General features: G+C 77.9%; 1 protein-coding gene. It reads left to right on the top strand.

The window, feature by feature from the left end; genetic code table 11:
- Window positions 1–1,830, top strand: a 1,830-nt coding sequence (locus ACLBXO_RS31465) for an autotransporter outer membrane beta-barrel domain-containing protein (protein WP_447687878.1), incomplete at both ends; no start/stop codon positions are given.

Raw genomic sequence — 1,830 nt, 5'->3', positions numbered from 1 at the left:
CGGCACCTTCGCCAACGCCGCCGGCGCGACCCTCGCCGTCACGGGCGGCGGCAGCTACAGCCTCGCCGGCCCCCTCGCCAATGCCGGCCTCGTCGCCGTCGCCCAGACCGCCAGCCTCACCGCCTCCGGCGGCCTCAGCAATGCCGGCCTCGTGGCCAGCGACGGCACCCTCACCACAGACCTGACCAACACCGGCGTCGCCCGCCTGTCCGGACAGTTCAACGGCACGCTCACCAACGCCGGCCTCCTGCAGATCACCGGCCCGCTCGCCGGGCTCACCAGCCTGACCAACACCGGCGCCCTCGACCTCGGCGGCACCGCCTTCACGCTCACCGACCTCGCCGGCCCGGCCTCCGCCGTCCTCGGCAACGGCGCCCTCACGGTCTCCAACGCGGCCGCCTCCACCTACGCCGGCGCCATCCTGGAGACCGCCAGCCCGACCAGCCTGACCAAAACCGGCCCCGGCACGCTCACGCTCACCGGCCTCGGCCTGTTCTCCGGCCCGACCACCGTCCAGGCCGGTACGCTGTCGCTCAACGGGCTCTGGGCCTCGCCGGTCACCGTCGCGGCCGCCGGCACCCTGCGCGGCATCGGCACCATCGCGGCGCCGGTCACGGTCGCCGGCGCCCTGCGGCCGGGCAACTCCCCCGGCACGCTCACCGTCCTCGGCCCGGTGGCGTTCAACCCCGGCAGCAGCCTCGGCCTCGACATCGACGGCCCCGGCACCGGCACCGGCGCGGGCAGCTACGCCCGCCTCCTGGCGCTCGGCCCGACCGGCACGGTCTCGGCCAGCGGCACCCTGGTGCCGGAGCTGCGCGGCATCACCGGCAACGCGGGCAACAGCTTCACCCCCGCGCTCGGCCAGCGCTTCGGCGTGCTCACCGCGCAAGCCGGGCTGTCGGGCTCGTTCACCGGGCTCGCCCAGCCGGCGGCGGGCCTGCCGGCCGGCACGCGCTTCGACGCGCTCTACGCCGCCACCGGCCTCGACCTCGTGGTCACCCCCGCCGCCTACGGCAACCTCGCCGGCCTCGGCCTCGCCCAGACCGGCAACGCCCGGGCCGTGGGCGCGGCCCTCGACCTCGCCCGCCCGGCCGCCGGCACGCGGCCGGACGCGGCGCGGGCGCGGGTGTACGACCCGCTCTACGCGGCCAACCCGGCGACCCTGCCGGGCGGCTTGGCGAGCCTGTCGGGCCAGAGCTACGGCGACGCGGTGATGACCGACCTCGCCGCGCGCCGGCTGCTGGCCGACACGATCGACCGGCACCAGCGCGGGCTGGGCGGCGGCGCGAGCGCGTTCAGCGCGGGCGATCCGGGCCCGGGCCCGAACCGCACGGCGCTGCAGGTGCGCGGCGGCGCCGGGGCGGCGGCGGCGCCGCTGGCGGTGGGCGAGGGCCGGGTCTGGGCCGACGCGCTGTACGGGTTCGGCGCGCGCGCCGGCGACCGGGCGGCCACGGGCGCCGGGTTCGACGCGGGCGGGCTGCTGATGGGCGTCGACCGTCAGGTCGGGGCGGACACGCAGGTGGGCGGGGCGTTCAGCTACCTGCGCGAGGGCGGCACGTCCCGGGGCGCGGGGCTGGGCCGGTTCACCACCGACAGCTACGGCGGCACGCTCTACGCGAGCACGCGGCTCGGCGCGGTGATCCTGCGCGGCACCGCGGGGGTGTCGTACGCGGACGGGCGGGTCGACCGGACGGTGGCGCTGGGCACGGCGGTGTCGCAGGCCTCCGGGCTGTCGTCGGGCTGGAACGGCGGGGTGTCGGGCTTTGCCGGCTACGCGCTGGCGACCGGCCTGCCGGTAGAGCTCGTGCCGGAGGTGGGCTTCAGCTACGA

This window comes from Methylobacterium sp. C33D (assembly GCF_053345825.1).
Note: the sequence above shows the minus strand (reverse complement) of the source record. Positions and strands in the feature narration are given on the sequence as shown.